The sequence below is a fragment of the Pilimelia terevasa genome (assembly GCF_014647915.1).
Taxonomy (GTDB): Bacteria; Actinomycetota; Actinomycetes; order Mycobacteriales; family Micromonosporaceae; genus Pilimelia; species Pilimelia terevasa.
On record NZ_BMQC01000028.1, the window covers coordinates 1 to 22,959 of the forward strand.

Below are 22,959 nucleotides of genomic sequence, written 5' to 3' on the forward strand. Positions count from 1 at the left end.
TACCACCGGCGCCGACGACAACGGTCGCTGGCCCGGTTGACCCCTATCGAGTACGAGACCATCATGACTCCACCGGCCAGTCAGGCCGCCTGACTAGAACTGTCACCAGTTGGTGCAGCAGACCCGTTGAACCACAACATCAAGGGGATCCTGGCCGGCACGGCCGCGATCGCCCTCACGGCCGGCCTCGCGGCCTGCGGTGACAAGAAGAACGACACCGCCGAGGGGGAGTTCAACGCCGCCCTGACGCAGGTGTTCAACGCCTCGACCGAGAAGGGTGGGACGGTCAAGCTCGCCAACGGCGACGACTGGGACTCGGTCGACCCCGGCGACACCTACTACGGCTACTCGTGGAACTTCCTGCGGCTCTACGGCCGGGGGCTGCTGATGAACAAGCCCGCGCCGGGCAAGGAGTCCAACGACCTCGTCCCGGACCTCGCCGAGGACCTGGGCAAGGCCACGGACGGCGGCAAGACCTGGACGTACAAGCTCCGCAAGGGCATGAAGTTCGAGGACGGCACCGAGATCAAGGCCGCGGACGTCAAGTACGCGGTCCTGCGCTCGTTCGACAAGGTCGTGCTGCCGCACGGCCCGCAGTACTTCGAGCAGTTCCTGGACACCCCGCGCGGCGGCTACAAGGGCCCGTACAAGGACCCGAAGGCCGACACGAAGTTCATCGAGACGCCGGACGACTACACGATCGTCTTCAAGCTGAAGCAGGCGTTCGCCGACTTCGACTACCTGGCGGCGCTGCCGCAGACGGTCCCGGTGCCGCAGGCGAAGGACACCGGCGCCAAGTACAAGGAGAAGGTCGTCTCCTCCGGCCCGTACAAGTTCGAGAAGTACGAGGTCGGCAAGTCGTTCTCGCTGGTCCGCAACGACCAGTGGGACTCCTCGGACCCGAACCGCAAGGCGCTGCCGGACCGGTACGAGGTCTCGCTGAAGGTCAACCCGGACGACCTGGACAACCGGATCCAGTCCGGCGACATCGACATCGACGTGCAGGGCACCGGCGTGCAGACCGCCATGCTCGGCCGCGTCGTCGGCGACCCGAAGCTCAAGGCGCGCACGGACAACCCGACGCTCGCCCGACACTGGTACACCTCGATCCCGTCGACGGTCCCGCCGTTCGACAAGGTCGAGTGCCGGCGCGCGGTGATCTACGCCGCGGACCGCACCGCGTACCAGGCGTCCTACGGCGGCGAGCTGGCCGGCGGCGAGATCGCCACCACGGTCATGCCGCCCGTCATCCCGGGCTTCCAGAAGTACGACCTGTACCCGGCCGGCCCGGACAACAAGGGCGACCTCGAAAAGGCCAAGGAGGAGCTGACGAAGTGCGGCAAGCCCGGCGGCTTCGAGATCAACATGGCGTTCCGGTCGGACCGGGCCAAGGAGAAGGCCACGGCCGAGGCGCTGCAGGAGTCGCTGAAGCGCGTGGGCATCGTGCTGAACCTCAAGCCGTACCCCAGCGGTGACTACTTCTCGCAGTACGCCGGCAACCCCGGCTTCGTCGTCAGCAACAAGCTGGGCCTGGTGACCAACGGCTGGGGCGCGGACTTCAACACGCCGTTCGGCTTCCTGTCGCAGATCGTCGACAGCCGGGTGATCCTGCCCGGCGGCGGCTCGTCCAACGTGTCGGTGCGCAGCCCGGAGATCGACAAGATGATCGACGAGGCCGTGGTCGAGCAGGACAAGAACAAGCAGTACGAGCTGTACGCGGCCATCGACAAGAAGGTCATGGAGGAGGCGTTCATCCTCCCGGGCGTGTACGCCAAGAGCCTGCTGCTGCGCCCGAAGAACCTGACGAACGTCTTCGTCAGCGACGCGTTCAGCATGTACGACTACCTGAGCCTGGGTGTCGCCAAGAAGTAGCCCGTCGCGCGACGGACGACGCTAGTCCGCTGGCCCGGATCCCTGGTGATCCGGGCCAGCCGACCTAGGTAGGACCCGCCGGCGGCCGCGGCCGGCGGGCGGGGGACGGGGCCGGGGAGTGAGAGGGAACCTGTGATCACATACATCATCAGGCGGTTGATGGCCGCTCTGCTGCTGCTCCTCGTGGTGAGCGCGGCCACGTTCTCGATCTTCTTCGTGGTGCCCCGGCTGCTGGGCAACTCCCCGGAGACCCTGGCCGTGCGCTACGTCGGCCGCACCGCGACGCCGGAGACGATCCGCCAGGTCGCCGACAGCCTCGGCTTCTACGACCCGGTCTACGTGCAGTACCTCAACTGGCTCAAGGGGATCTTCGTCGGCGCCGACTTCGACACCGGGGCCGGCATCGAGCGCTGCCCGGCGCCGTGCCTGGGCTACTCCTTCATCGACAAGCAGCCGGTCCTGCCGGAGCTGCTGGAGCGCCTGCCGGTCACCCTGTCGCTCGCCGTCGGCGCGGCCCTCATCTGGCTGGTGTTCGGCATCGCCACCGGCGTCGTCTCGGCGCTGCGCCGCGGCTCGCTGCTGGACCGCTCCGCGATGACGATCTCGCTGGCGGGCGTCTCGCTCCCGATCTTCTTCACCGGCATGGTGACGCTGCTGCTGTTCAGCTATCAGTTGGAGTGGACGGCCTCCGGCGGCAGCTTCACCCCGTTCACCGAAAACCCGGCGGAGTGGGCGTACAACCTGCTGCTGCCGTGGACGACGCTGGCCTTCCTGTTCTCCGCCCAGTACGCCCGCCTCACCCGGGCCGGGATGCTGGAGACGATGGGGGAGGACTACATCCGCACGGCGCGCGCCAAGGGGCTGACGGAGAAGACGGTCACGGTCAAGCACGGCCTGCGCGGCGCGCTGACCCCGATCCTCACCATCTTCGGCCTCGACTTCGGCCTGCTGCTCGGCGGCGCGGTCCTGACCGAGAAGACGTTCTCCCTGCCCGGCCTCGGGCACTACGCCATCACGGCGATCCCCCGCAACGACCTGCCCGCGGTCATGGGCGTCACGCTGGTGGCGGCGGTCTTCGTCATCGTCGCCAGCCTGATCGTCGATCTGCTCTATGCGGTGGTCGACCCGAGAGTGAGGTTGAACTGATGACGGCCGGCACGCCCTTCCTCCAGGTCCGGGACTTGAAGATCCACTTTCCGACCGACGACGGCCTGGTGCGGTCGGTCGACGGCCTGTCCTTCGGCCTGGAGCGCGGCCGGACCCTGGGCATCGTCGGCGAGTCCGGCTCGGGCAAGTCCGTCACCAGCCTCGGCATCCTGGGCCTGCACAACCGCCGCAACGCGCGGGTGTCCGGGGAGATCTGGCTGGACGGCAAGGAGCTGGTCTCGGCATCGGCGGACGAGGTGCGGGCGCTGCGCGGCCAGAAGATGGCGATGATCTTCCAGGACCCGCTGTCGGCGATGCACCCGTACTACACGGTCGGGCAGCAGATCGTCGAGGCGTACCGGGTCCACAACAAGGTCACCAGGAAGCAGGCCCGGCAGCACGCGGTCGACCTGCTCGGCAAGGTCGGCATCCCGCAGCCGGACCGGCGCGTCGACGACTACCCGCACCAGTTCTCGGGCGGGATGCGGCAGCGGGCGATGATCGCGATGGCGCTGTCCTGCGACCCGGAGCTGCTGATCGCCGACGAGCCGACCACCGCGCTGGACGTGACGGTACAGGCGCAGATCCTCGACCTGATGCACAAGCTCCAGCAGGAGTTCAACTCCGCGCTGATCATCATCACGCACGACCTGGGCGTCACCGCGGAGCTGTCCGACGACGTCCTGGTCATGTACGGCGGGCGGTGCATCGAGTACGCGACGGCCCGGGAGATCTTCCAGTCGCCCGAGCACCCGTACACCTGGGGCCTGCTCGGCTCGATGCCGCGGATGGACCGGCCGGTGGCCGAGCGGCTCACCCCGGTCAAGGGCAGCCCGCCCTCCCTGATCAACCTGCCGACCGGGTGCGCCTTCCACCCCCGCTGCGTGTTCGAGGAGCGCACGCCCGACGGCCTCGGCCGGCGGGTGCTGCCGGAACTGGCCGAGGCCGGCCCCGGGCACCTCGTGCGCTGCCACCTGCCCGCGGCGCAGCGGCGCCAGATCTGGGTCGACGAGGTCAAGCCGAAGCTGGAGGCGTCATGAGCAAGACCGTCAGCGGCGGCGAGGCCCTGCTGTCCGTCCGCGGGCTGCAGAAGCACTTCCCGATCACCAGGGGGCTGTTCAGGCGCAAGGTCGGCGCGGTCCAGGCCGTCGACGGCCTGGACTTCGAGGTCCGCTCCGGCGAGACGCTGGGCCTGGTCGGGGAGTCCGGCTGCGGCAAGAGCACCACCGGCCGGCTGCTCACCCGGCTGATCGAGCCGACCGGCGGGCAGGTGCGGTTCCAGGGGCGCGACATCACGCACCTGAGCCAGGGCAAGCTGCGCCCGCTGCGCCGCGACCTCCAGATGATCTTCCAGGACCCGTACTCGTCGCTGAACCCGCGGCACACCGTCGGCACGATCGTCGGCGCGCCGTACCGCATCCAGGGCGTCAGGACCGAGCACGGCGTCAAGCGGGCCGTCCAGGACCTGCTGTCCCTGGTGGGGCTCAACCCCGAGCACTACAACCGGTACCCGCACGAGTTCTCCGGCGGCCAGCGCCAGCGCATCGGGATCGCCCGCACGCTGGCGCTGCGCCCGCGGCTGGTGATCGCCGACGAGCCGGTGTCCGCGCTGGACGTGTCGGTCCAGGCGCAGGTCGTCAACCTGATGGACGACCTCCAGCAGGAGTTCGGGCTGACGTACGTCGTCATCGCCCACGACCTGTCCGTGGTCCGGCACATCTCCGACCGGGTCGCGGTCATGTACCTGGGCAAGATCGTCGAGATCGGCGACCGGGACGACCTGTACGCCCACCCGCGCCACCCGTACACGGTCGCGTTGATGTCCGCGGTGCCCGTACCCGACCCGAGCCGGCGCGACGCCGCCGGGCGCGAGCGGGTCCTGCTCACCGGCGACGTCCCGAGCCCCATCGACCCGCCGTCGGGCTGCCGGTTCCGCACCCGCTGCTGGAAGGCCCGCGACATCTGCGCCACCGAGCCGCCGCCGCTGGCCCCGCCCGCCGACGGCAGTACCGCCGCCAACCACTTCGTCGCCTGCCACTTCCCGGTCAGCGACGCGGAGCAGCACGCGAGCGGGCGCGGCCAGTCGGCCGCCGCGGCGACCGCCGCCAAGCTGGCGCAGTCGATCGAGATCGCCGCCGGGCCGCCGGAGAGCGCCGCGCCGTACCCGGACGGCGGCGGCACGCCCGAGCCGCCGGGCCGGGCCGCCGCCACCCGCGGCGCCGTGGCGCCGGCCGTGGCCGACCCGGAGCCGGGGACCGGCGCGGCGCCGTCGACGCCGGCCGTGGTGGAGGAGGGGCCGGCGCGGGAGTACGGCACCCACCGCCCGCGGCACGCGGCCACGGACGAGGACGGACAGTGACCGTGGACGTCGATCGCCCGGCGGGCCGCGGCGGGCCTCAGGTCGGTCCCCGGGAGGTCTGACGCGGCGCTGAACTCGGCCGGTACCGACCGCGGGTTCAGCAGGTGGCCAGCAGGCGGCTGAGCGCGCTGCGCTCGGCCCCGGTGACGGTCAGCTTCCAGTGCCGCTTCACGGCGACCCAGCTCACGGCGTACGTGCACCACGCCTGCCGGCTGGGCGGCGTCCACTCGGCCGGGTCCCGGTCGCCCTTGCTGCGGTTGGCGGCCGCGCTGACGGCGATGAGCTGGGGCCGGGTCAGGTCGTTGGCGAACGCCTCCCGCTGCCCGTCGGTCCAGGCCGCGGCCCCGCTGCGCCAGGCGTTGGCCAGGGGTACCACGTGGTCGACGTCCACCTCGTCGATCCGGGTGACGGTCCGCCGGTCGTACGTGCTGAGCCAGCGGCCGCTGGTGACGTTGCACCCGTCGGCCCGCACCGACAGGCCGTCGCGCCGCAGCACCGAGTCCCGGACGTCGCAGCCGCGCCCGACCCGCTTCCAGTGCCGGAACCGCTCCCGCGAGTACCCGGCCATGGTGCCGGGCGCCGCCACCCGCAGCTCGGCCAGCGCCCGGGCGGCGGTCGTGGTCCCGCCCGCCCCGCCGTCCCCGGCGGCCGCGCCACCGTCCGGGTGGGCGCGCCGGACCGTGCAGCCGGCGCCGGCCGCGCCGAGCGCGGCGGTCAGCGCGAGGACGAACAGGAGGCGGGGTCCGCGGGGACGAGTGGTGGCGGGCATCCGCCCAGCCTGGACCGCGCGGGGGAGAAACCTCGGCAGCCGCCACCATTGCGGCGTTTCCGGACACCCGCCGGGAGGACCCGTCAGCGCGGTGTCGGCGTGGCGCTCGGCCGGCGCGGCGCGTCCATCGGCAGGGGGTCGCCCGCGACCGGCCCCGGCAGGATCACCCGGTCGGGCGCGTGCGTGGGGTCGCCGGCCAGCGCGAGCGTGCCGAAGGACCAGCGGCCGCCGGTCAGCAGCCCGTCGGCGCGGTAGCAGTAGACGCCGACGTCGACCGCCGCCGGCAGCGACGCGGAGTTCGACTGGACCGACCAGCAGTCGCCCTCGACGCCCGGCGGCGCGGTGGCCGGCGTGACCGCGATCGCCGGCTGCCGGTCGGTGAGGATCTCCAGCGACTCGACGAAGACCCGCTGGACCTGCGGGTCGGCCGCGGCGGGCAGCCGGTCGCGCGGTCCGCCCACCTCGGCGCAGCGCGCGGCGGCCGGCTGCGTCGCGGAGCCCAGGGCGCACTGGTACAGGCCCTGCCGCGACCGGACGACGGCGACGTCGGCGGTGCCCCCGAGCGCGCCCGCGGCGATGTCGGCGCGCCAGCCGCCGTCGGCGGCCCGGGTCAGCACGACGGTCCGGGGGCGGTAGCCGCGCTGCTGGAGCTGGTACACGACCACCTCGCGGCGGTCCTGCGCCGCGGCCGCGCGGGCGGCGAGCGTGGCCCGCGCGGTGGCCGGGTTCGCGGGGTCGGGGCTGGGCTCGGCCGACGCGGTGGGGGCGGCGGTCGCGGGCGGCGGCGTGCTGCGGCAGCCGGTCAGGCCCAGCCCGGCCGCGACCAGTCCCAGGCCGGAGACGGCGACGGTCGCGGTGCGGGGCAGCCGGGGGCGCGGCGGGGTAGCGGTCGACACCATCCCATTCCACCGCGTGTCGTACGGCATTGCGCGCTCATCCGCTCCGCGACACGCCGGTCGTGAGGAGGAGAACTCCCATCGGGACGGACTCTTGGGGCGGATCGGACGCCTGTCGTCCCGCCGCGGGACCCGCTCCCCGCCGCGGTGGCGGCGGGGGCGGACGCCGGTACCCTGGTGGGCGTCCCGCGGCCCGGGACCGAACGGCCCGGGTGGGCCGGACCCGTGGTGGGACCTGTGTGACCGAGTGGGCGGCGTGGGGAGTCCGGGTGGACGTGTGGGGCATATGTCGATGTCTCGGAGTTGCCTGGGAATCCGCAAAATTTCGGATGTCACGGCGGCGAATGCGTATCCATAGGGTTTGATGATTCGGCGCGCCGCCGTCGTGGTGGGACACGCGCGCCGCCCGGCCGTCCTCGGCCGGCAGCGGCGTGGGGCGGCGCCGCCCCCCGGGGCCGGAGGTGGGACCGGCGCGGGGTCGGAGACTGTGGGGAAGGGGCCGCTGTGGCGCTGGTGGTGCAGAAATATGGTGGGTCGTCGGTCAGCGACGCGGATCGGATCAAACGGGTCGCCGAGCGGATCGTGACCGCCCGCAAGGCCGGTGACGACGTCGTCGTGGTGGTCTCGGCGATGGGCGACACGACGGACGAGCTCGCGGAGCTGGCCTCGCAGGTGAGCCCGGTGCCGCCGGGCCGCGAGCTGGACATGCTGCTGACCGCGGGCGAGCGCATCTCGATGGCGCTGGTGGCGATGGCGATCCACAACCTGGGGTACGAGGCGCGCTCGTACACCGGCTCGCAGGCCGGGGTGATCACGACCGCGGCCCACGGCCGGGCGAAGATCATCGACGTGACGCCGGGCCGGCTGCGCTCGGCGCTGGACGAGGGGGCGATCGCCATCGTCGCCGGGTTCCAGGGCGTCTCCCAGGAGACCAAGGACATCACCACGCTGGGCCGCGGCGGCTCGGACACGACCGCGGTGGCCCTGGCCGCCGCGCTGCACGCCGACGTGTGCGAGATCTACACCGACGTGGACGGCGTCTTCACCGCCGACCCGCGGATCGTGCCGGACGCGCGGGCGATCGCCGAGATCACCTACGAGGAGATGATGGAACTGGCCGCCAGCGGCGCGAAGATCCTTCATCTGCGCAGTGTCGAGTACGCGCGGCGGGCGGGGATCCCGATCCACGTGCGGTCGTCGTACTCGCACAAGGCGGGCACGCTGGTAACCGGATCAATGGAGGACCTCACCGTGGAGCAGGCACTGATCACCGGGGTCGCGCACGACCGCGGCGAAGCGAAGATCACCATCGTGGCCGTGCCGGACGAGCCGGGCGCCGCCGCGAAGATCTTCGACACGGTGGCGGCAGCGGAGATCAACATCGACATGATCGTGCAGAACGTGTCGACCGAGGGGACCGGCCACACCGACATCTCCTTCACCCTGCCGATCTCCGACGGCACGCTGGCGACGGCCGCGCTGACCCGGATCAAGGACTCGGTCGGCTTCAAGGAGGTCCTGTTCGACGACCACGTCGGCAAGGTCTCGCTGATCGGCGCCGGGATGCGCTCGCACCCGGGCGTCGCTGCCAAGCTGTTCTCCGCCGTGGCCGCCGCGGGCGTCAACATCGAGATGATCTCCACTTCGGAGATCCGGATCTCGGTGGTGTGCCGCGACAGCGACCTGGACGACGCGGTCCGGGCGGTCCACGAGGCCTTCGAACTCGGCGGGGCCGAGGACGCCGTGGTGTACGCGGGCACCGGGCGATGACCATGACGCTCCCGCCCGCCGTACCCAGCCGGTATGCCGGGGGCGTCTCCAGGGTGCGCCCGCGGGCGCCGCGCCGCGAGCCCACGCTCGCGGTCGTCGGCGCCACGGGCGCCGTGGGTACCGTGCTGTGCGACCTGCTCTCCTCCCGCAAGAACGTCTGGGGGGAGATCAGGTTGCTCGCGTCCGCCCGGTCCGTCGGCCGCGCCGTGCGCTGCCGGGGCGAGTCGCTGGCCGTGCGGGCGCTCGCGCCGGAGGAGTTCGACGGGGTGGACGTCGCCCTGTTCGACGTACCGGACGAGGTCTCGGCGGCCTGGGCGCCGATCGCCGTGCAGCGCGGCGCCACCGTGATCGACAACTCCGGCGCGTTCCGCATGGACCGGGACGTGCCGCTGGTCGTCCCGGAGATCAACCCCGAGCAGGCGCGCAACCGGCCCAAGGGCATCGTGGCCAACGCCGACTGCACCACGCTGGCGATGATCGTGGCGATCGCGCCGCTGCACCGCGAGTACGGGCTGCGCGAACTGGTCGTCTCGTCGTACCAGGCGGTCTCCGGCGTCGGCCAGGCCGGGGTCGACGCGCTGCGCCGGCAGCTCGGCCACATCTGCGACGACCTGAGCCTGGGCTCGCAGCCGGGCAACGTGCGCCGGGCCATCGGCGAGGATTTGGGCCCGTTCCCGGCGCCGGTGGCGCTCAACGTCGTGCCCTGGGCGGGGGTGCCCGGCGACGGCGGCTGGTCGTCGGACGAGATCCAGCTCCGCGACGAGACCCGCAAGATCCTCGGACTGCCGGACCTGAAGGTCTCCGCCACCTGCGTCCGGGTGCCGGTGGTGACCGGCCACTCGGTCGCCGTGCACGCCGTCTTCGGCGCCGAGGTGGACGCCGCCGCCGCGCAGGAGATCCTGCGCGGCGCCCCCGGCATGGTCGTGGTGGACGACCCCGCGGCCGGCGAGTTCCCGATGCCGATCGACGCGGTGGGCACCGACCCGATCTGGGTCGGCCGGATCCGGCGGGCCGTCGACGACCCGCGGGCGCTGGCGATGTTCGTCACCGGCGACAACCTGCGCAAGGGGGCGGCGCTGAACACCGTCCAGGTCGCCGAACTCCTCGCCAGCGAGGTCGCGGCCCGCTGACTCAGACGGCGGCCGGCTCCTCGAACAGGCGGTCGATCCCGGCGGTGGCCAGCACCCGGCGCACGTGTGCCGGCGCCCGCCGGACCACCAGCGACACCCCCGCCTCGCCCGCCGCGGCCTCCCCGGCCAGCAGCGCGGCCATGCCGGCCGCGTCGATGAAGGGCACCTGCGCGAAGTCCACCGCCACCCGCGCCGCCGCCCCCCGCTCCTTGACCGCCCGCAGCAGTTCGTCGCGGACCATGCCCGCGGTGTCCCGGTCGATCTCGCCGGTCACCGTCACGGTCACCGCGGCGTCGTCGGCGTGGGTGATCCGCGCCGAGGGCGCGGTGGCCGTCGGCGACTCCGGCCAGGCCGCCGGGGCGTCGCTGAGCATCGCCGTGCGCAGCCAGGTCAGGGCCTTGGACAGCAGGCGCGAGACGTGCATCTGGGAGATGCCGAACTGCGCCGCGATCTCGTCCTGGGTGTGGTTGCCGTAGAACCGCATCGCCAGGATCCGGCGCTCGCGGGCCGGCATGTGCGCGATCAGGGTGGTCACGGTGAGCCGGTCCTCGACCAGCGTCAGCTCGCCGTCGGGGGCGCCGATCAGCTCGCCCAGCTCGGCGCGGCCGTCCTCGGAGACGGGGCGGTTCAGGGAGGTGGCCGTGTACGCCGCGGCCAGCTCCTGGCCGGTACGTACCTCCGCCTCCTCCACGCCCAGGTAGTCCGCGATCTCGGTGGTGCTCGGGGCCCGGGACAGCTCGCTGGTCAGTACGGCGGTCGCCTGGGTGACGTCGAGGCTCAGCTCCTGGAGCCGGCGCGGCACGTGCACGCCCCACGAGTGGTCGCGGAAGTGCCGGCGCAGCTCGCCGGTGATCGTGATGACCGCGAACGCGGTGAACGAGCCGCGCGCCGGGTCGTACCGGTCGACCGCCTTGACCAGGCCGAGCCGGGCGACCTGCTCCAGGTCCTCCAGCGGCTCGCCGCGGTTGCGGTACCGGCGGGCGAGCCGGGCGGCGAACGGCAGCGCCGAGGCGACCATGGCGTCGCGGGCGACCCGCCGCTGCGGTCCCTCGGGCAGCGCGCCGACGCCCTGGGCGTAGGTTTCGGCCGCGGCGTCCAGATCCAGGAGGTCGCCGGAGTCGGGGCGGCGAGGCGGGCTGAGCGTGCTGCGCATCGCGGCTCCCTCCGGGCGGGTGACTGGGGTCGGCGAGCGGACGACGATCACTCGAACGTGCCACCAGGTTTAACACGAAAATTCCGGGTAAGTCCCCTGAATCAGGAATCACCGGCGACACCGGCGCTGTTCGCCCTGCGCCCCGGCACCCTCCCGATGCCCTTCTGGACCCCGCGACCCCTCCGGGCTCCGCGGACCCTGCACCCTCCGGGCTCGGCGGACCCTGCGCCCTCCGGGCTCCGCGGGCCGGACCGCCCGCCGGGCGGGTTCAGTCGACGACCAGGCCGACCGGCTCGCCGTACCGGCGCAGCCGCTCCAGCGCCGTCCCCGGGGTCAGCGGCGCCGGCAGCGGCAGGTCGTCGCGCAGCTCGGCGAGCACCACCGAGGCGTGCCGGGTCGGCAGCGTGCCGTACGGGTAACTGCGGGTACCGACCCGGTCCACGGCGGCCCGCTGGCTGGAGAACCACGCCACCGCGTCCCACTGCCGCAGCGGCGCCACCACGGCCGACGGGCGGCCCGGCGGCTCGATCAGCACGTCGATGCTGCGGAACGGCGGCGAGCCCGCCACCCAGATCTCCGCCTCGGCGACCTCCTCGCGCAGCGGCGCCTCGCACCAGTACGGCACCAGGCCGCACCGCAGTACCTGGCCGGGGTCGAGCAGGCGCCCGCAGCCGACCGCCAGCCGGTCGCCGGTCTTCCCCGACTCCACCAGCCACGCCCGCACCGTCTGGGCGACCGCGGCGCTCAGCGCCCCCGGCCGGGCCACGGCGATCCGGTGCCGGCGCACCTCGGCGGGCCAGTCGCGCAGGTCCGCCTCGAACCCCGGCTCCGGCGCGTGCTCGCCGAGCCCGCGCAGCGGCGGGACGGCCGGCGGCAGCCACGCGTGCGGGTCGCCGTCGGCCCGGCGCAGCGCCTGCACCAGGTCCGGCCCGGGGCGCACGTACTCGGCGGCCGCCAGCCCCGAGGTCGGGCCGCCGAGCTGGAAGCTGTGCCCGCCGCCGAGCCCGAACACCGGCCAGGTCCGCGAGTCGGCCACGGTGAGGGCGAAGCCGCCGGGGCGGATCCGGCCCAGCAGGCGCCGGTACGCCGGGGGCAGCCGCCGCCAGCGGACGAACAGCGAGATCGTCGTCCCGGCCGCCGGGCCGCGGACGACGGGGTCGTGGACCTGCCGGACGGAGACGTCCGGGTTCGCGCCGAGCAGGGCGCTCGCGCACGCCGCGCCGTGCCGCTGCGCGGCCTCGGGGTCGTCGACCGCGCCGTCGGGCCACCGCACGGTCAGCTCGAAGCCGGCCGGCAGCCACGGCACGCCGAGCGTGGTCGCCAGGTGCGCGGCGGCGCCGTGCGGCGAACCGAGGACCACGGCCGGGTACGGCTGGTCCGGGTACTGTCCGACGATTCGGGCGGCCACGGCGTCGGTGTCGATCCGCTTGCAGTCCTCGACGGACAGCGCCACCCGGGCGGCGCCGCGGGCGAGCGCCTCGTCCTCGGCCGCCGCGGCGAACCCGCGGGCGCGGGACACGACCGTCGGCTCCCCCAGGTCGTCGGCGGCCCGGCCGGCGACGGCGCGCGCGGTCACGTCGACGAGGACGCCGCCGATGCTGTCCGCGGTGACGACGCGGTCGGCGGGGACCGCGCCGTCGGCGGGAACGCGCGCGTCGGCAGCCATGCGGCCGTGCTTCCCGCCAGGATTCCGACTAAACGTGAGACGTCAGTCCGTCCAGGGCAGATCAGCCCCGCAGGGCGTGCGGGAGCGCGGCGGCCGCCACGGACGCCCCCACGGCGGCCACGCCGACCGCCCAGGCGCCCGCGCCGGTGCCCGGGGTGCCGCCGGGCTCGGGGACTCCGGGCGGCGCGCCGCCGGGGCCGGGCAGCCGCAGCGCGGCCGCGTGCGCGGCGGTGGTCAGCGGGGCGCGGTCGCCGGGGGTCCGCCACAGGTCGGTGTCCAACCCGGTCAGCGCGGCGGGCAGGCACGGGAAGTAGAAGGCGGGGTAGTCGCCCAGCTCGTCGGGGACGTCGTCCCAGACGCGCAGGAACAGCGCCGCCGCGTCGCCGACCGGTGTCCGGGGGGCGCAGCGGCGGAGCAGGTCCGCGGCCCGCGCGGGCGCGCCCAGGCACAGCGCCACCAGGCCCGACAGCCACCACGTGGTGGCCCGGTTGGCCGGCAGGCGGGCCCGGTCCAGCGCGGCGGCGGCGGCGCGGGGGTCGCGGCGGGCGAGGTGGGCGAAGACGAGTTGGCCGGCGACGGCGATCCCCGTCGGCCCCGGCGCGACGAGGGCGACCGCGTGGTCGGGCCGCCCGGCGACCTGGGCGCGGACCACGTCGCAGAGCAGCCGCTGGGCGTCGGCGAGCGCGTCGTCCACGACCAGTGCGCGCAGCGCGTCGAGCCGGTCGAGGTCGCGGCAGCCCGCGGCGAGGAAGACGGCCTCCTCCATCAGCCGGTGCGCCTGGTTGCCCGGCGCCAGCTCCCGGTACGCGGTGGCCAGGACCCGGGCCGCCTCCGCGCGGCGGCCCTGGCGGGCCAGGATGTACGCCCGCATGGACACCGGCCCGAAGCGGTTCGCCGCCGGCAGCGCCGCCCCGCCGTGCGCCAGTACCGCCAGCGCGGCGCGCGGCCGCCCGGCGCCGAGCAGCGCCCGACCCGCCGTGGTGTAGAGCTGCCAGCGCATCGGCGGGGCCACGGCCGCGGTACCGGCGGCGAGCGCGGCGGCGACCTCGTCCGGCCCGCTGAGCCGGGCGGTGAGCCGGATCCGCAGGTTCCACGGTTCGACCTCGCCGGACTCGGCGGTGGCGGCGGTGAGGTGGCGCAGGGCGAGCCGGGGGTCGTCGGGCCGACCGCGGTCGAGCAGCATCCGGCTGAGCAGCACCCGCGGCCCGGCGTGCCCGGCGGGCGCGTCGGCGAGGGCGACGGTCAGCGCGGCGGTGAGGGCGGCGCGGCTGGCGGGGTCCCCGGGCGGCCGGATCCGGTGCCGGTAGGTGCGCAGGACCGCCGCCCGGTCCGCCCGGACGGCCGCGGCGAAATCGTCGGACCGCCCGGCGTGGAACAGGTGGTGCCGCAGCGCGGCGTCGGCCCGCCCCGGTCGCTGCCGCCGCAGGTGGTCCGCGGCGTACCCGTGGGCGTCGGCGCGCAGGTCCGGGTCGGCGGCGAGGCGGTCCCGGCCGGCGGCCCGGGCGAGCGGGTGCAGCCGGTACGCGCCGTCGACGCGGTCGAGGAGCCCGGCCAGCCGCAGCCGCGCCGCGGCGCCGCCGGGACGCGGTACCCGGGGGGCGAGGCGCTCGACGGCCGCCCGGTCGACCGGCCCGCGGTGGACGGACAGCGCCGCGCACAGCGCGGCGGCGGCGGGGTCGAGGCGGTCGAGGGCGCGGCGCACCAGGGCGGCTTCGAGGTCGGCGCCCGGCTCCGCCGGCCCCGGCCGGGCGGCGCCGCCACCGGCGTCGTCCACAGTGCCGAGCAGCGTGTCGAGGGGGTCGCGCCGCAGCGCCGCGACGAGCAGCCGCACGGCCCGCGGGCTGCCGGCGCAGCGGTCGACGACCTCGCCGCGGCGGTGCGCGGGCACCGCGTCGGCGTACCCGGCCGCGCGCAGCAGCCGCCCGAGGTACGCCGCGCCGGCCCCGGGCGGCAGCGGCCCGACGGACCGGCGGGACACGTGCCCCAGCCACGGCCCGTCCTGGGGCGCGACGTGGCTGGTCAGCAGCAGCCGGCCGCGGACCTCCCGCTGCCGGCCGAGCACGCGCACCGCGTCGGCGAACCAGCCCTCCGGCCGTCCCGTGGAGGGGTCCAGCAGGTGCCCGAACCCGTCCAGGACGAGCAGGCAGCGACGGCGCATCGCCGCCCGGAACCAGTCGCGCGGGTCGTCGGCCGCGACCCGTACGCCGGCCTCGCGCAGCCGCGCCTCCGCGTCGACGAGCGCCTCGTCGGTACCGACGCCGCCGTCGTCGACGGTGACGAACGCGGTCGGCACCCCGGCGCCGCGCGCCGCCCGCCGGGCGACCGTCGTCGCACCGGCGCCCGGGGCGCCGCACAGCAGGCACACGGCCTGACCGGCGTGTCGCCAGTGGTCGGTCAGCCAGCCGCACAGGTCGTCGTTCACGCCGCGCATCCTCATCGTCGGCAGGCAGGTCGTCCTTCGCGCGGAGCAGCCGCTACACAAGGGTGGTCGAAACACTACATACGGGCGTGTCTGTGACGGTATGCCGCCGCGGGCGGATGCCGCTGTCGTGTCGCGCTAATGGCTGTTGAGCCGGTCGGGCACAGCCGTCCGCGGGTCCGCCGCGCCGTTCGTCGGACGGCGGCGCCTCCCCGGCCGACCCCCGCCGGGTTATGGACAACGGCGCGGCCGCCCGCCCGGCACCGCGGGCGCGGACAGACCCCGGAGAGTGGTACATCGACTGCGATGGGCCACGGGGTACCGCCCGACGGTGTTGCGCCGCGTAACCTGACCCCAGCGCAGAGTGCTGACAGTGCAGGGCAGGACGCATGGGATCGGACGACAAAGTGCTGGCGGACCTCGCCTCGGCGCTCACCGCGGGCGCAGGCCACCTGAACGCGGTACTCGACATCGCCGTCCAGGCCAGCGCGCGGCACATCGGCGACGGCAGCCTCATCCGGCTCGCCGAGGACGACGGCACGCTCAGCCTCGCCTCCGTCCACCACCCCGACGCGGCCGTCGCCGACCTGATCCGGCTGTTCCTCCTGCACGACCCCGGCATCGCGCGGCAGCGGATCACCGAGGGGTTCTCCGGCATCGTCCTGCGCAGCGGGCGCCCGCACGTGCAGGCCGTGTCCCAGGAGCAGGTCCGGGCCATGGCCGCCCCGCAGTTCCGGCCGCTGGTCGAGCGCCTCGGCGCCCACGCCGTCATGATCACGCCGTTGTTCGCCGACGGGACCTACCGCGGGTACCTGGCGACGTTCCGGCTCGCCGGCAGCCAGCCCTTCTCCGCCGCCGACATCGCCCTCGGCGCCGACATCGCCGGCCGGGTGGCGCTCGCCGTCACCGTCGCCCGCTCGGTCGAGCAGCTCCGCCTCTCCGAGGACCGGTACCGCCGGATCGTCGAGCACACCCAGGAGGGCATCGCCCAGCTCGACCGCACCGGTCGGGTCGTCTTCGCCAACGCGCGGCTGGCCGAGATCCTCGGCGTGCCGCCGGAGACGCTGGAGGGCGACACCCTGCACCGGTTCATGCGCGCCGAGGACCGCCGCCGGCTGCCCGCCCGCCTCGCCGCCCGCCTGCGGGGCCGCGCCGAGACCTACGAACAGCAGATGTTCCGCGGCGACGGCCGGCCCATCTGGGTCAACATCAGCGCGACCCCGATCCTCGACGCCGACGACCAGCCGGCCGGCTCCCTCGGCCTGCTCACCGACATCACCGACGGCGTGCGCGCCCGGGAGCTGGAGCGGCAACTGGAGCAGGTCCGCCGCCTGGACAGCCTCGGCCAGCTCGCCGGCGGCGTCGCCCACGACTTCAACAACCTGCTGGGGGTCATCGGCGGCTTCGCCGAACTCGTCCGCGACGAGGACGACCCGGCCGAGCGGCAGGCGGCCGCCGCCCAGATCCTCGCTGCCGTCCACCGGGGCGCCGCCCTCACCGGGCAGCTCCTGGCCTTCGGCCGCGGCCGGCCCGGCCGCCCCGAGGTCACCGAGCTGCCGCCGCTGCTGCGCGAGCTGGAGCCGCTGCTGCGGCAGGCGGCCGGCGAGCACGTCCAGCTCTGCGTCGCCGTCCCGCCGGACACCGCCCGGATCACCGTCGCGCCCGGCCACGTCGAACAGATCCTGGTCAACCTCGTCGTCAACGCCCGCGACGCGATGCCCACCGGCGGCACGGTCCGCATCGAGTGCGCCGACCGGATCGTCGACGCGCGGGTGTCCGGCGACCCCGACCACCCGCCGCGCCCCGGCCGGTACGTCCGCCTCGCCGTCTCCGACACCGGTACCGGCATGGACGAGGACACCCTGCGCCGGGTGTTCGAACCGTTCTTCACCACCAAGCCGACCGGCCAGGGCACCGGCCTCGGCCTGGCCGGCGTGTACGGCATCGTCCGCGCCGCCGACGGCCACGTGGCGATCCGGTCCCGGCCGCAGGTCGGTACGACGGTCAAGGTCTTCCTGCCCGCCACCGCGGCCCGCCCCGCGCCGCCGCCCGCCCCGGACGCCGCCGCCCCGGCTGCCGCCCTCCCGGCCGTGCGCGCCCGCGTCCTCGTCGTCGAGGACAACCCGACGATGGCCGCCGTCGTCGCGCGGATGCTCCGCGACACCCCGTACCATGTCACCGTCGTCACCCAGGTCGACGAGGCCGTCGCGCGCGTGGCCGGCGGCCCGCCGCCGGACCTGCTGGTCACCGACGTGGTCATGCCCGTGATGAGCGGCCCGGAGCTGGCCGCCGTCCTGCGCAGCCGGGTGCCGGACCTCGGCGTGGTCTACGTGTCCGGGTACACCGCGGGCGCGCTCACCATGAGCGGCCAGCTCGACCGCGACGCCCCGCTGGTGGAGAAGCCGTTCCGCCAGGCGGACCTGCTGGCGGCGCTCGCGGCGGCGCACGCCGCGCGGCCCTCCCGCGTGCCGGCCGGCCGGGCGGGCGCCGCACCGCCGCCTGCCCGCCCGCCGGCCGATGAGGGCTCCCGCCTCGCGCGCTGAGCGGCCCGCGCGGTCACCGCGCCGGCACCGGGCAGGCGGGACGGCAGCGTAGCGGGCCGCCCGCGCCGGTGCCGCCGTTTCAGGACAGCGACGGTCGACCGGGTGACCACCGCAATCCTCAGACCTATCGACTCCGTACATATCCGCAGGTCTCGGCACAAGCCGGGGCCGCGGTGGCGAAGATGGTGGAGTGGCGTGGTCTGACCGGGGGGCGGGGGCACCGTTTCACGCCGCTGTCCTCGCGGCCGTGACCTTCGGCGTGGGCGCCTGCGCGGCGCTGGGCGTCGGCGCGCTGCTGGAGCACCTGCGCACGCAGTCCGCCGCGCAGACCATGGACCGGCAGACCGCCCTGGCGCAGCAGGCCGTGCGCGCGGAGACGACCCGGTACGTCGACGCGGTCCGCGACGTCGCCGCCGGCGTGGGCGCGCAGGCCGACCTCAACGACGACGACTTCCAGGACATCACGGCGCCGCTGGCCGACCAGCACCTCAGCGGGGCGTCCGCGGTCGTCCTCATCGTGCCGGTGCGCCCCGCCGAGCGCGGCCGGGTACAGGCGTTCTGGCGCGCCCGCGGCGCGGACGGCCTGGTGCTGCGGCCCGGGGCGCCCGAGCCGGACGTCCACTACTACTCCATCCTGGAGCGCAACCTCGACGGCGGCGGGCGGCGGGGCACCGGCACGGACGTCCGGCAGGCGGCCGAGCCGAGCGCCGCCCTCGCCGAGGCGCAGCGCAGCGACGGGCCGGTGGTCTCCGACACCTACCTGCTCCTGCGCGACCGGAGCCGGCCGCGCGACCAGCAGCAGCACTCCTTCGTCATCGTCGCGCCGGTGTACAGCCCGGCGGCGGCGGTCCGCGGCGGGGTGCGGCCGTTCCGGGGCTGGATCGTCATGGGCCTGCGCGGGCAGGACTTCATCGCCCACACCCTGCGCGACACCGTCCAGGACCTCCAGCGGGCCGACCTGGTCGCGACGAGCGCGGAGGGCCAGGTCACCGTCGCCTCGCTCGGCTCCGGTGCCTCCGCGGACCTCGCCCGGTCGGCCACCATCCCGGTGGCCGGAAAGCACTGGATCCTGCGGACCCGCGCGGAGTCGACGGCGCTGCCGGGCGGGGGCCGCACACTGACGCTGGCCACGGTCGCCGCCGGCCTGGCGATCGCCGTACTCCTGGGTCTGCTGACCTTTCTGCTGCTCAGCTCGCGGGCGCGGGCACTGCGGCAGGTCGCGGCCGCCACCGACGAGCTGCGCGCCCAGGAGCGCGCGGCCCGGGACCAGGCAAACCTGCTCTCGGTCATCATGGACAGCCTGAGCGAGGCGGTCGTCGTCGTCGACCCGGAGGGTGCGCTGCTGCACCAGAACCGGTCCGCGACCGCCCTGGCGGCCCAGACCGAGGGCGGCCCGGGCGGCCGGTGGTTCGACCGGCTCGCCGCCCAGCACCTCGACGGCTCGCTGCTCGCCGGGACCGACCGGCCCTGGACGCGCGCCGCCCGCCGCGGCGAGCACGTCGACGGCGAGGAGATGATGGTGGGGCCGACGGCATCGGAGGAGGCCGTCATCCTGAGCGTGAACGCCCGCCCGCTGCACGGGCAGACCGCCCGCCGCGGCGCCGTCGCCGTCCTGCGGGACATCACCGCGCACAAGCAGCAGGAGGCGCAGCTCGCCGTCGCCGCCGCGCTCCTGGAGCAGGAACTCGCCCAGCGCCGGGAGACCGAGGTCACGCTGATCGCGCAGACGGAGGAGCTGAACGCGTACGCCGGGGTGGTCGCGCACGACCTGAAGGCGCCGCTGTCCGCGGTCGCCGGGTACGCCGAACTCCTGGAGTGCGACCTGGCGTCGCTGCCCGGCGGCGCCCGCGAGCACCGCGCCAGCATCGACGCCATCCTCAAGGGCACCGAGCGGATGCGCCGCCTGATCGACGACCTGCTCAGCTACGCCAGCGCCCGCGACGCCAAGCTCGACCCGGCCGACATCGACCTGAACCAGCTCGTCGACGAGGTGGTGACCGAGTGGACCGCCCACCTGCCGGCGGCCCGAGGCCCCGCCCCGCCCGGCCCGGTGATCAGGGTCCGCGGCGCGCTGGACACCATCCGCGCCGACGCCGTGATGGTGCGCCGCCTGTTCGACAACCTGGTCGGGAACGCGCTCAAGTACACCGCCGCCGGCCACCGCGCCGAGGTGGAGATCTCCAGCGCCCCGGACGGCGACGGGCACATCGAGGTGACGGTCGCCGACCGCGGCATCGGCGTCCCGCCCGAGCAGCGCGCGAAGGTGTTCGACAGCTTCCACCGCGCCCACCGCGACGGGCGCTACCAGGGGACGGGCCTGGGGCTGGCCATCTGCCAGCGGGTCGTCCTCAAGCACGGCGGGCACATCTTCGTCGACGAGAATCCCGGCGGCGGCAGCCGCTTCCGCTTCACCCTGCCCGCCCCCGACGCCCATTCCGGAGGAGGCCGTCATGGCCAGTCATGAAAGGAGTTGGGTCGTCCGGCTGTCCCCCAGCGCCCTGCTCGTCATCACCTTCCTCGAATTCGCCTTTCTTGTCGCACTACTGCTCGGATACGAGTTCCACTGGTGGGGCCTCCATCGGCTGCCGCCGGTGGCGGGCGGCGTGGTACCCCTCGTCGTACCGTGGGGAGGCGCGCTCGGCGGCGTGTGCATAGCGTTCGTCGGCGTCACCGCGCACTGGGGCAGGTGGACGAGCGCGGAGCGCGGTACGCCGTCCAGGCAGGCGGTCAGGTGGAACGGCTGGTACCTGGTCCGGGTGCCGCTCGGTGCGGCGCTGGGAACGGTCGCGGCGCTGATGGTCGTCCTTTTCCTGGGGACGGTGGCGCCCAACGACGACGGTGCCGTCGACATCACACCGGTCGGCGCAGCCACCCTCATGGTGGTGGCGTTCGTGGTCGGCTACAAGCAGGAGACATTCCGCAAGCTGCTCGAACGGACCGTCGAGGTGATCGTGGGTCCCGGAACTCCGGTGCCGGGCGGCGACGGGTTCACGCTGGAGCCGGCGACGTTGGAGTTCGACGCGGCGTCCGGTGTCGAGCAACGCAGGACGGTGGCGGTCACCAACGAGGGCCGGCTGCCGTTCGTCGTCGACGCCGGCAAGGTGCAGGGTCCCGGCGACGGCTTCGCGGTCACCCAACTGCCGGGAAAGATTCTCGGCGGCGACGCGGGAACCATCGAGGTCAGCTTCCGACCCTCTCAACCCGGCCGTTACCGCGGGTCGCTCACCGTCACCGTAGCCGGTAGCACGCGGACGATCGCGCTGGCCGGAACCTGTGCAGGCTGAACGCGGTTGACCGGGGCGGTACCTCGTCGGCAGTCGCTCCTGCCGAATCAGATCGACAGGGCGGCGGCCATCTTGTCGGCGCTGGGCATCGCCGTCGCCGGCACCCCCACCGCCACCCGCACGCTCCGCCTGCTCGCGCCGGTCACCTCGTACCTGGCGTAGCCGTCCTTGACCGACAGGACCGGCAACCTCTGCTGGCTGGCCGGGAAATGCGGGTCGTCGACCAGGACGCGGCGCATACCGTTCCAGGCGTAGCCCTTGCGCGATACGGTCACCCACCGCTGGTCGTCGCTCACCTCGGCGGTGGTCAGGTGGAACTTGATCGGATCCTTCTCGACGAAGGTCAGGTGCGGGACGTCGCCACCGCTGGTGGGCTTGAGTACGTTCTCGTTCCCTTCGCTGATCCACGTCAGCGTCACCCCGCCGACCACGACCGTCGCCGGCAGGTGGTCGATGTTCCCCTCGAACGGCGTGTCGTCCTCCTCCTCCATGTCGGTGTCGGCGTGGGTCGCCGCCGGCCCGGAGCCGGTCGGCACCGGCGCCCCGGTCTGCCGCGGCTCGCCCCCGCGCACCGACGACGAGGTGAGGTCGACCGTCGGAGTACCGCCGGTGGCCACCGCCGGATCGAGTTGGTCGTAGGAGAAGAACGCCTGGTAGTAGAGGCGCGGAACCGCCGTCGTGAGCAGCCGGACCAGGTAGCCGCCGACGTCCGCGGTACCGATCCTGCGCTGGGTCTCCTCGACCAGGACGCCGTCCGCGCCGGAGGCGACGACGCGCACCGCGGTCTGGGCGGCCAGGCCGGGGGCGACCTGCCGCTGGACCCGGGGCCGCTGCCACCCCGCCGGCCCGGCGTCCGACCGGTGCGCGGCGGCGAGCCGGCCGAGCGCGAGCGCGGTGGCCGCGTTGCCGGCCGCGCCCTGGAGGTCGAGTACGGCCGCGCCGGGCGGCTCCCGGACGGCGCCCGGACGGTGCCGCCCGGCGGCCCGGTCCTGCTCCGACATCGATTCCTGGGAGCGCATGTGGCCCCTCTCCGGAAAGCTCGCAGAATGCACGGCGCGGCCGAGTCCGACGGTCAGATCGTATCGGCGCCGACGGCGCGGTACCGGAACACCGGCGATGAGCGCGGCCTTCGCGCTGAGCCAGGCGGGGCTGTTGGGTCCCGAGATGGGAGAGGGAATGGGGTTTCAAACCCGGAGCGGCCTCGACAGGCGTGACTTTCGCAATGGAAGTAGGCCGAGCACGCGCTCGGAAAGGGAGTAATCCAAAGCCTGCCAGATACGTGAATCGCCAGATCAGTGTCTGACCTGGCGATTCCTGTGGTCGGGGTAGCCGGATTTGAACCGACGGCCTCTTCGTCCCGAAGTACGTCCGTAGAGATGTTTGGTCAGGAGAGAGAGCAAGTGTCCAGCTCAACGCGTCGCTGTGTGTAGTTGTGACATGGTCTAGAGGGCCGGCAAGCGGGTGGTCTGCTCCCCGGTCTGCTCCCAGCGCCCGGCTTCCTGGGGTGTGCGGTACGCCGCCTATTCGGTGGGCTAGCGTGCCCGCCTCCGGAGGGAACGGGCGTAGACCGTGGTAGTCGGCCTCTGAGCTGGGCTTTCTCGTCGTAGGTCCGACGCCGTGCGACCAGTGGGGCACGCATTTGGCAACCATCTATCCAGCCGCCGCTGTCTCGGCCGTTCGGAGTGTGTTCGCCAGCGTGGTGCCAGTGATTTAAGAACAGGGCAGCGTGATGGTCGCCAATCTACTCGTAGGTTCAGAGTTGGTCAGACCCCTCCCTACCCCGCCCGCCCACACCGTCGAGTGACGACACCAGCACCCGCCGCAACAGGCAAGACGCTGCTGCGACAGGTGGCGAGGTTCCGCCTAGCGAGCGGCAGGCGGTGTTGCGCCCAACTTGGGTGCAGTTAGCAACAAGTTGGGTTCAGGGTTGGTCAGACGCTCCCGACCAGGCA

The 22,959-nt window shown here is 74.1% G+C and carries 14 protein-coding genes and 1 pseudogene; 9 read left to right on the plus strand and 6 right to left on the minus strand.

Annotated features, from left to right (window positions below):
* The first annotated feature begins 126 nt into the window (after window positions 1-126).
* The 4 genes and pseudogenes from IEY75_RS20260 to IEY75_RS20275 all read left to right on the plus strand — a co-directional run.
* Window positions 127-1,872 (plus strand): ABC transporter substrate-binding protein, encoded by a 1,746-nt coding sequence (locus tag IEY75_RS20260; protein ID WP_189115991.1) that lies wholly within the window; start codon window positions 127-129, stop codon window positions 1,870-1,872.
* A gap of 132 nt (window positions 1,873-2,004) precedes the next feature.
* Window positions 2,005-3,018: an ABC transporter permease gene (locus IEY75_RS20265; RefSeq protein ID WP_189115992.1), complete on the plus strand. Its 1,014-nt coding sequence runs from the start codon at window positions 2,005-2,007 to the stop codon at window positions 3,016-3,018.
* Complete coding sequence (locus tag IEY75_RS20270) at window positions 3,018-4,058, plus strand: ABC transporter ATP-binding protein (protein WP_189115993.1); 1,041 nt, start codon at window positions 3,018-3,020, stop codon at window positions 4,056-4,058. Before IEY75_RS20265 ends, IEY75_RS20270 begins: the two co-directional genes overlap by 1 nt.
* A pseudogene (locus IEY75_RS20275) lies at window positions 4,055-5,116 on the plus strand (ABC transporter ATP-binding protein); the annotation flags it as partial. The gene IEY75_RS20270 and the pseudogene IEY75_RS20275, both read left to right, overlap by 4 nt.
* Window positions 5,117-5,474: 358 nt before the next feature.
* Here the strand turns inward: IEY75_RS20275 and IEY75_RS20280 are convergent.
* Both IEY75_RS20280 and IEY75_RS20285 read right to left on the minus strand, forming a co-directional pair.
* Window positions 5,475-6,146 carry an HNH endonuclease family protein gene (locus tag IEY75_RS20280; RefSeq protein ID WP_189115995.1) on the minus strand — a complete coding sequence of 224 codons (672 nt, stop codon included), beginning with the start codon at window positions 6,144-6,146 and terminating at the stop codon, window positions 5,475-5,477.
* Window positions 6,147-6,229: 83 nt separating this feature from the next.
* Window positions 6,230-7,045: a hypothetical protein gene (locus IEY75_RS20285; RefSeq protein WP_189115996.1), complete on the minus strand. Its 816-nt coding sequence runs from the start codon at window positions 7,043-7,045 to the stop codon at window positions 6,230-6,232.
* A 501-nt stretch (window positions 7,046-7,546) separates the two neighbouring features.
* Here IEY75_RS20285 and IEY75_RS20290 point away from each other — a divergent pair.
* Window positions 7,547-8,812, plus strand: a complete 1,266-nt coding sequence (locus IEY75_RS20290) for an aspartate kinase (RefSeq protein ID WP_189115997.1) — start codon at window positions 7,547-7,549, stop codon at window positions 8,810-8,812.
* Window positions 8,809-9,942, plus strand: coding sequence for an aspartate-semialdehyde dehydrogenase (locus IEY75_RS20295; RefSeq protein WP_229789963.1), 1,134 nt, complete (start codon window positions 8,809-8,811; stop codon window positions 9,940-9,942). The genes IEY75_RS20290 and IEY75_RS20295 overlap by 4 nt, the downstream gene beginning before the upstream one ends.
* Before the next feature lies 1 nt (window position 9,943).
* On the opposite strand, the gene IEY75_RS20300 is transcribed toward IEY75_RS20295, so the two are convergent.
* The 3 genes from IEY75_RS20300 to IEY75_RS20310 all read right to left on the minus strand — a co-directional run bounded on the left by IEY75_RS20300 (window position 9,944) and on the right by IEY75_RS20310 (window position 15,183).
* Window positions 9,944-11,095 (minus strand): SigB/SigF/SigG family RNA polymerase sigma factor, encoded by a 1,152-nt coding sequence (locus IEY75_RS20300; RefSeq protein ID WP_189115998.1) that lies wholly within the window; start codon window positions 11,093-11,095, stop codon window positions 9,944-9,946.
* Window positions 11,096-11,363: 268 nt separating this feature from the next.
* Window positions 11,364-12,761, minus strand: coding sequence for a hypothetical protein (locus IEY75_RS20305; RefSeq protein ID WP_189115999.1), 1,398 nt, complete (start codon window positions 12,759-12,761; stop codon window positions 11,364-11,366).
* A gap of 61 nt (window positions 12,762-12,822) precedes the next feature.
* On the minus strand, window positions 12,823-15,183 hold the full coding sequence (locus IEY75_RS20310) for an ATP-binding protein (protein ID WP_189116000.1): 2,361 nt from the start codon (window positions 15,181-15,183) through the stop codon (window positions 12,823-12,825).
* A 386-nt stretch (window positions 15,184-15,569) separates the two neighbouring features.
* On the opposite strand from IEY75_RS20310, the gene IEY75_RS20315 reads away from it, so the two are divergent.
* From IEY75_RS20315 to IEY75_RS20325, 3 genes are all read left to right on the plus strand, one after another.
* Window positions 15,570-17,723 (plus strand): hybrid sensor histidine kinase/response regulator, encoded by a 2,154-nt coding sequence (locus IEY75_RS20315; protein ID WP_189116001.1) that lies wholly within the window; start codon window positions 15,570-15,572, stop codon window positions 17,721-17,723.
* Between the two features lie 247 nt (window positions 17,724-17,970).
* Window positions 17,971-20,187, plus strand: coding sequence for an ATP-binding protein (locus tag IEY75_RS20320; RefSeq protein ID WP_189116002.1), 2,217 nt, complete (start codon window positions 17,971-17,973; stop codon window positions 20,185-20,187).
* Window positions 20,174-21,007, plus strand: coding sequence for an ASH domain-containing protein (locus tag IEY75_RS20325; RefSeq protein WP_189116003.1), 834 nt, complete (start codon window positions 20,174-20,176; stop codon window positions 21,005-21,007). Before IEY75_RS20320 ends, IEY75_RS20325 begins: the two co-directional genes overlap by 14 nt.
* A 47-nt stretch (window positions 21,008-21,054) precedes the next feature.
* Here IEY75_RS20325 and IEY75_RS20330 read toward each other — a convergent pair whose 3' ends face one another.
* On the minus strand, window positions 21,055-22,026 hold the full coding sequence (locus IEY75_RS20330) for a hypothetical protein (RefSeq protein ID WP_189116004.1): 972 nt from the start codon (window positions 22,024-22,026) through the stop codon (window positions 21,055-21,057).
* Window positions 22,027-22,959 lie beyond the last annotated feature (933 nt).